Genomic DNA, 7,150 nt, shown 5'->3' with positions numbered 1-7,150 from the left:
TCTCGGCAGCGGGAACGAGCCGGACGCCCGCCACGCGGTCGACGATCAGGAACAGGTCGGCGGCGCGCGCCGAAGGAGCATAATCGCTGCCGCCATGGACCAGCGTGGCGACTTGCGCCCCGCTCGCCAGCGCCTCGGCGTCACCCTTTCCGCTCGCCGCCACTGCCGCGACCGCGAGCAGCTGCCCGATCAGCGGCCCCGCCGCCGCCGCCTCGCCCGCGACCTCGCAGACGAGCGCCGCGTCGAGCAGCCCCATGCCGCTATCGGGTGCGAGCATGCCGCCGAGGCCGAGTGCCATCAGCGCGTGCCAGCTTTCGCGGTCGAAATCGGCGTCGCCGTCGGCAAAGGCGTGGATGCGCTCGATCGGCCAACTATCCGCCAGCGTGCCGCGCACCGCGTCCTGGATCGCCTTCTGTTCCTCGGTCAGGTGGAAATGCACGTCAGCGCTCCCCGCTCATCGCAAGGTCGCGCGGCAGCCCGAGCCCGCGTTCGCCGATGATGTTGCGCTGGATGTTCGACGCGCCGCCCGCGATCGAATTGCCGAGGCTGCCCATGATCTGGTCGAGCCATTTCTCGGGCCCGCGCGGCCCGCGATTGCCGCGCCCGCCCGCGCCCGCGGGTTCGAGAAAAGCATGCTCGCCGATCAGTTCCTGTGCGAGCAACGCCATCTCGTGCCCGATTTCGGTGAGCAGCAATTTCATCATCAGCGCGACCGGCCCCGGGTCCTCGCCCGCCGCCGCGCAGCTGAAGAGGCGATAGCTCGAATAGCGGTGCGACAGCACCGATCCTTCGATCTGCGCCAGTCTGTCGCGGACGATCGGGTCATCGATCCGCCCGACCTCCTTTGCCAGCTCGACCAGCTTGGCGAACTGCTTGCCGAGGCCATCGGCGCCGCCGATGCTCGCGCGTTCGTGCTTCAGCGTCGTGCGGCTGACGTACCAGCCCTGCCCACGCTCGCCGACCTGCCAGCTCACCGGGGTTTCGGCGTTGTCGAAGAAGAATTCGCAGAAAGTGTGATCGCCCTCCTCGCCGGTCATCTGGCGGATCGGGCGGCGGGTTATGCCGGGCTGGTTCAGGTCGATGAGGAGGTAGGTGATGCCGTCATGCTTGGGCGCGTCGGGCTCGGTGCGCACGAGCATGAACATATGCGTCGACTGCATGCCCTGCGAGGTCCAGATCTTCTGGCCGTTGATGATCCACTTCGTGCCATCGGCAGAGAGTTCGCCCTTGGTCCGCACGCTCGCAAGGTCGCTGCCCGATCCGGGCTCGCTATATCCCTGCCCCCAGATATAATCGCCCTCGACGGTCTTGCGGATGAACAGCGCCTTCTGCTCCTCGGTCCCCTTCTCGATCAGCGTGGGCACGGTCATGTTCATGCCGTTGCCGCCGACCTCCATCGGCGCGCGCGCGCGGGCGAACTCCTCGCGGATCACCTGCGCCCTGATAACGTCGACTGGCTGCTCGGAGCCGCCATATTGCTTCGGGATCGCGCGATAGAGATAGCCCGCTTCGGTCGCCTGCCCGCGAAAGGCGCGAATGAAGGCCTTGAGGTCGGCGCCGCGCGTGTCGGCGGGCGGCGGCCAGTGCGACGACAGGAAGGCGCGCACCTCGGCGCGAAAGGCCTCGGCGGCCTCGCCATAGCTCAGGTCCATCTTCGCTCTCCCTGTATCGTCGGCGAATCTATGCTTGAGTTATATAACTACGTCAACCATGTTGTGCGCCGTGCGAAGCATGATAAGGGGCGCCGATGACCGACACGACCGATCCGCTCCCGCATTATTTCGTTCACACCGCAGAGGGTTTCGATCCCACCGGCCTGTCGCGCAACCCCTGGTTCGCCGATGCCGTCGCGGGCGGGCCGATTTCGGCGCTCTTCGGCCATGTCATCGAGCAGGCGGACCTCGAGCCGGGGTTCGGGATTTGCCGCGTGACGATCGATATCCTCGGCGTCGTACCCCGCGCGCTGCTGACCCCGCGCGTCGTGCCGGTACGGCAAGGGCGGCAGGCGCAGCTTCACCGGATCGAACTGTTCGCGGGCGAGAAGTTGGTGGCGCAGGCGCATGTGCTGCGCGCGCGCCACCTCGACACCCCGGCCTTCGACCCGCCCCAGCCGCATCCCGCGCCCGAAGACGTGCCCGAGGATAATTTCCTGATCGGCGCGAGCATGGCCGGCGCGATCAGGACGCGGCCGATCATGGGCCGGGTGCGCGAGCCGGGCCGCGGCGTGTCGTGGCTGTGCATGAACGGCGAAGTGGTCGCGGGCTTCACGGCGTCGCCCTTCGTCAAGGCGTGCCTCTTCGCCGATTTCGGCAATGGAGTCGGCAGCGCGACGCACGCGCATGAATGGAGCTACGCCAACCTCGACATCTCGATCCAGTTCTTCCGCATGCCGCGCGGCGAATGGTTCCTGCTCGACGCGCATACCGAGGGCGCGGGCAATGGCCATGCGGTCGCGCAGAGCCTGTTTGCCGATGCCGACGGCGTCTATGCCAAGGGAACGCAGACGGTGTTCGTCGGGCCGGGGCGGCCGCGATAGCCTATTCGCCCCGGAAAACCGGAGCCCGTTTCTCGGTCACCGCCGCCAGCCCCTCGCGATGATCCTGGCTGCCGAGCAGGAGCGCCTGATTGGGCAGGTTCGCCTGCCACTCGGCCTCCATGCTGCTTTCGAGCGCGCGCTGGATCGACTGCTTGACCGTCGCATAGCCAAGCGGCGCCGAGGCGGCGAGCTCGCGCGCCAGTTCCATCCCGCGCGTCGTCAGGTCGTCCTTCGCGACGACCTCGCTGACCAGCCCGATACTGAGCGCTTGATCGGCACGGACCTGCTTGCCGCGCAGGCACATTTCCATCGCGCGACCGAGACCGACGATGCGCGGGAGCAGGAAGGTCCCGCCGAGCGGCGGCATGATGCCGAGCTTGATCCAGCTTTCCTGAAACATCGCGCTGTCGGCGGCGATGCGGAAGTCGCAGGCGAGCGCAAGCTCGCAGCCAACGGTGACGGCCGCTCCCTGTACCAGCGCCAGCGTCGGTTTAGGGCAGCGATAGATGGCGCGCGCGGCGCCCTGGAAATTGGCGTAAACGGTGTCCTTGATCTCGCTCGCCGCCATGCCGGTCAGGCGTTGCAGGAAGGCGAAATCGGCACCGACCGAAAAATGCTTGCCCTCGGCGGCGAAGATGATCGCGCGGACGTCGCGGTCGGCCGACAACGCGGCAAAGGCGTCGCGGATTTCGCCGAGCATCTCGGGCGAGGAGGCGTTGCCGATATCGGCGCGCGCGACGACGACCGCTGCTATCCCGCCGTCGTGACGGTCGATGCGAATATGCGCGAAATCAGCCATCGGGATCTTCGGCCTTCTTCTTTTCGCGCCAGATCATCGCGGTCGCGCTGGTCGACAGCCCCATGTTGAGCGCCTCGGCATCGAGCGCGGCCTCGAACGCCCAATCCTCGGCATTGTTGAGGTTCGCCTTCATATAGCGATAGCCCATGCGTGGCCCGTCGGCGAGGCGGCGTGCAGCCTTCATCGTCTCGTCGCGTAACACATCGTCGTCGAACAGGCGGGTGTAGAGCCCCTTGGCGAACGCCTCCTCGCCCGACAATTTCTCGCCGAGCAGGAACAGTTCGCGCGCGACGCCGGTGCCGACGATCTTGGTCCAGAACCAGGTCGATCCGAAATCGCCCCCCGCGCCGATGCGGTCGAAGGCGGTAAGGAAACTCGCGCTTTTTGCAGCGAAGCGCAGGTCGCACGCACCCGCGATGCCGATCCCCGCCCCCGCCACGGGGCCGTTGACCATCGCGATCGTCGGCTTGGGCATTTCGTGGAGCAGGCGCGACGTTTCCATGAAGGTGCGCAGCCGCATATGGCCCTGTTCGGTGCGGCTGCCGACCTCGGCATTGGCGGGCACGACCGCCTTGTCAGCGCCGCCTTCCTTGAGGTCACCGCCGGCGCAAAAGCCCCGCCCGGCGCCGGTGACCACGACGCAGCCGACCGACGCGTCGCGCGCCGCATCGGCGCAGGCATCGGCGAGCGGCGCCATGATCGAACTGGTCAGCGCGTTCAATCGGTCGGGCCGGTTGAGCGTGATGGTGCGGACCCCCGCATCATCGTCGATCAGGATTTCACTCATAATTCCTCTCCGTCCTCTCCCTCGTCATTGCGACCCCTGCGAAAGCAGGGGGAAGCAATCCAGGGCGGTTTACGCCTGCTCTGGATTGCCGCGTCGCTTCGCTCCTCGCAATGACGATGTGGGTTGAGGCTATCCGATCCGCCAATGAGGATCAGCCGTCCGGTCAATCCCCGCCCAGCTCGCGGTGGCGCGCCAGCATGCGCACGGCCTTTTCCGCCAGTTCCTCGGGAACCGCCGGATAGAGCGGCTGCGGGCGATCCTTGCTCGGCAGCGCGATCGTCGCGGTCGCGCGCACCGTTTCTTCATCGCGCTGGTTGGTGAACTTCACCGCGACGTCGACCAGGCTCTGCCCGCCCTCCTGCCGCTTCGCGAGCACTTCACCCGTGACGCGCTGGACGTCGCCCATATAGTTGAACTTGCGGATCTCGTCGTGGATGTGGGTGATGACCGCGTCGTCGCCCGCCCAGTCGCTCAGATATTGCCACAGGTAATTTTCGCGCATGACTCCATAGTCATAGGCCATCGGATTGCCGATCGCCTGCGCCCACAGCGGGTCCCAGTGGAGCCGCTGCGCGACGTCGGGAATGCCATGCTCGTTCTTCACATAGAAGGCGGGGATGCGCTGGCGGTTCTTGTGCGCGAGGCGGTTAGCGGTCGGCGCATAGGGCACGAAGCCATAGCCGCCGGCGTGGAAGCAGATGACGTCGGTGACGGTCAGCGGCCCCTTGGCCTGCAGCCCGACCGAATCGCCCTTTTCGACGCTCTCGAACCAGCGCTTCTCGGCGCCCTGCACGCGCTCTGCAGCATAGATATCCTCGATCGCCTGCATTTCCTCGTCGGTGTAGCTCGCGGGTTCGATCGCCGAATATTTGCCCTTCTTCACCGCCGTCTTGCGCTCGGTAAGCACGCGCAGGATGCGATAGACCGCAACGACCTCGCCGCGCTGGTTCATCTTGACGTCGCGGCGGACGCCGATCACCGAGCGGCCGGCGAATTCGGACTGTTTGACCTCGCAGCTTTCGTCGCCGTTGAAGCTGTAGATCGTGTCGCCCGGGAAAATCGGACGATAGAAATCCCATTGCGATCCCGACACGAAGACGTGGACCCCCTTGAACAGGGATTTTTTTAGAGCCTTAATCTCGTCGGGGACCGGGTCGCCCTTCATCGGCTTGTTGATGATGCCCGCCATCATCCCCGGCGCGATCACGCTGCCCCAGCGCGTCTTCTTCGCATAGTTCGGGTCGGTGTAGAGCGGCTTGTCGTCGCCCATCCCGTGCGCGAAGTTGCGGATATTATCCTCGGTCGCGGTGGTGATATATTCGCGGGTCTTCGCGGCCTGGTCGAACCCCAGCAATTTGCGCTGCCGCTCGATATCCTCATCGGTAATCTCGTAGGCGACGGCTTTCTGCCACTCATCGCTCTGCTTGATGTCGGTTTTTGCCTCGGCCATCGCTTATCTCCCTTGTCACGAGTTATATAACTAGGTAATACATGCTCAAGAATGACGCAAGGGGATAAAGCCGCAATGGAAGTTCGCCGCATCAGCGATGCCTTGAAGGTGCGCGCCACGCACCAGCGTGACGACATCGCGCACGACGATATCCGGCGGCAAATCACCTTCGCCGAATGGGATCGCGAAGCCGACGAAGTGGGCGGCGGATTGGCCGCTGCCGGCCTCGTTCCCGGCGACCGCGTCTTCCTGCCGATCAGCAACGCGCATGCGGTCGAAATGGCGATCGCGGTGTTCGCGGTGTTCCGTGCCGGCGGCATCGCCTGCCCGATCAGCCCGCGGCTCAGCCCGCGCGAGGTCGCCGACTATGCTGCGCTGTGCGGACCGCGCTTCTGCATCACCGATGCCCCCGACCTCGTCGCGGGCCTCGACCTCGCGGGCTGCTGGCACGTCGACGCGATGCCGCGCGACCTCGCGGCACTACCCGACCAGGCAAGCCTCGACGCCGAGGCCGATGCCGAAATCCTCGGCACGTCGGGCACGACGGGCAAGATCAAGGGCGTCGTCGTGTCGCACCCCGATCTGATGACCAATGTCACCGGCTATAATATGGACCGCTCGCGCTCGACGCTGAACGCGTTGCCGCTCACCGGATCGGGGGGCAATATCGGCATCGTGATGCTCCCCGCGCGCGGCGGCGCGACCGCGATCACGCAACAGAAATTCGATCCCAAGGGCTTCCTCGACCTCGCGCGCGAGAAGCGCCCCAACCTCGTCTATCTCGTGCCGTCGATGCTGCGGCTCGTGCTCGATCACCCCGATGTCGGCGATTACGACATGGACGGGGTCAAATATCTGATGACCGGCACCGCGCCGCTGCCGCACGATTCGGTCAAGCGTGCGGCGGACCTGTGGCCACACCTGCGCATCCGCAACAGCTATGGCATGTCCGAAGGCGGCGTCGGCCTCGGCACGACCAGTCAGGAACAGGTGCTCAAGCCCGGCTGCGTCGGCAAGCTGCCCGCCCATATGCAGATCCGCGACGAGGACGGCAATGTCGTCACCGAGGCGGGCGTTGTCGGCGAGATTTACGGCTGGCAGAAGCACGCGCGGCGCTACTGGGCCGACGAGGAGGCGACCGCCGCAAGCTTCAAGGGCGGCTGGACCAAGACTGGCGACCTCGGCTTCGTCGACGCCGACGGCGACCTGATCATGGCCGGACGGTCGAAGGAACTGATCATCCGCGGCGGCTACAACATCACCCCGCTCGAGATCGAGACCGTGCTCCACCTCCACCCGGCGGTGCAGCAGGCCGCCGTGGTCGGCGTCTCGCACGAGGTGCTGGGCGAAGATATCGCCGCGGCGGTAACCTTGCGCCCCGGCTGCGGCGAAGCGACGGCGGACGAGATCATCGACTTCTGCAAGGCGCATCTGGGCGACAACAAGGTGCCGCGGACGCTGGTGATCCTCGATGCGATGCCGCTCAATCCGAACGGGAAAATCTTGAAGAAGGATCTGAAACCCGCTCTGGAGGTTGCCGCAAGCGAAATGCGGGCCAAGCGAGTCGCCTGAAGGCAC

General features: G+C 65.8%; 7 protein-coding genes. 2 read left to right on the top strand and 5 right to left on the bottom strand.

From position 1 onward, the window contains the following. Both B1A78_RS00790 and B1A78_RS00785 read right to left on the bottom strand, forming a co-directional pair. The coding region (locus B1A78_RS00790; protein WP_144037621.1) for an acyl-CoA dehydrogenase family protein at positions 1–439 on the bottom strand (439 nt) is incomplete at its 3' end. A gap of 1 nt (position 440) precedes the next feature. Next, positions 441–1,652, bottom strand: a complete 1,212-nt coding sequence (locus B1A78_RS00785) for an acyl-CoA dehydrogenase family protein (RefSeq protein ID WP_077145133.1) — start codon at positions 1,650–1,652, stop codon at positions 441–443. Between the two features lie 95 nt (positions 1,653–1,747). Between B1A78_RS00785 and B1A78_RS00780 the strand changes: the two genes are divergently transcribed. Continuing rightward, on the top strand, positions 1,748–2,536 hold the full coding sequence (locus tag B1A78_RS00780) for a thioesterase family protein (protein WP_077145132.1): 789 nt from the start codon (positions 1,748–1,750) through the stop codon (positions 2,534–2,536). Position 2,537: 1 nt separating this feature from the next. Here B1A78_RS00780 and B1A78_RS00775 read toward each other — a convergent pair whose 3' ends face one another. The 3 genes from B1A78_RS00775 to B1A78_RS00765 all read right to left on the bottom strand — a co-directional run bounded on the left by B1A78_RS00775 (position 2,538) and on the right by B1A78_RS00765 (position 5,572). After that, a complete protein-coding gene (locus B1A78_RS00775; RefSeq protein WP_077145131.1) occupies positions 2,538–3,335 on the bottom strand; it encodes an enoyl-CoA hydratase/isomerase family protein in 798 nt (265 codons plus the stop codon). Then, positions 3,328–4,122: an enoyl-CoA hydratase-related protein gene (locus B1A78_RS00770; protein WP_077145130.1), complete on the bottom strand. Its 795-nt coding sequence runs from the start codon at positions 4,120–4,122 to the stop codon at positions 3,328–3,330. The genes B1A78_RS00775 and B1A78_RS00770 overlap by 8 nt, the downstream gene beginning before the upstream one ends. A 163-nt stretch (positions 4,123–4,285) precedes the next feature. Beyond that, positions 4,286–5,572 carry a MaoC family dehydratase N-terminal domain-containing protein gene (locus B1A78_RS00765; RefSeq protein WP_077145129.1) on the bottom strand — a complete coding sequence of 429 codons (1,287 nt, stop codon included), beginning with the start codon at positions 5,570–5,572 and terminating at the stop codon, positions 4,286–4,288. Between the two features lie 75 nt (positions 5,573–5,647). Between B1A78_RS00765 and B1A78_RS00760 the strand changes: the two genes are divergently transcribed. Continuing rightward, a complete protein-coding gene (locus B1A78_RS00760; RefSeq protein WP_077145128.1) occupies positions 5,648–7,144 on the top strand; it encodes a class I adenylate-forming enzyme family protein in 1,497 nt (498 codons plus the stop codon). Positions 7,145–7,150 lie beyond the last annotated feature (6 nt).

Source organism: Sphingopyxis sp. KK2 (genome assembly GCF_001990265.1).
Lineage (GTDB): Bacteria > Pseudomonadota > Alphaproteobacteria > Sphingomonadales > Sphingomonadaceae > Sphingopyxis.
The sequence above is the reverse complement of the archived record's forward strand: the minus strand, read 5'-3'. Positions and strand labels throughout refer to the sequence as shown.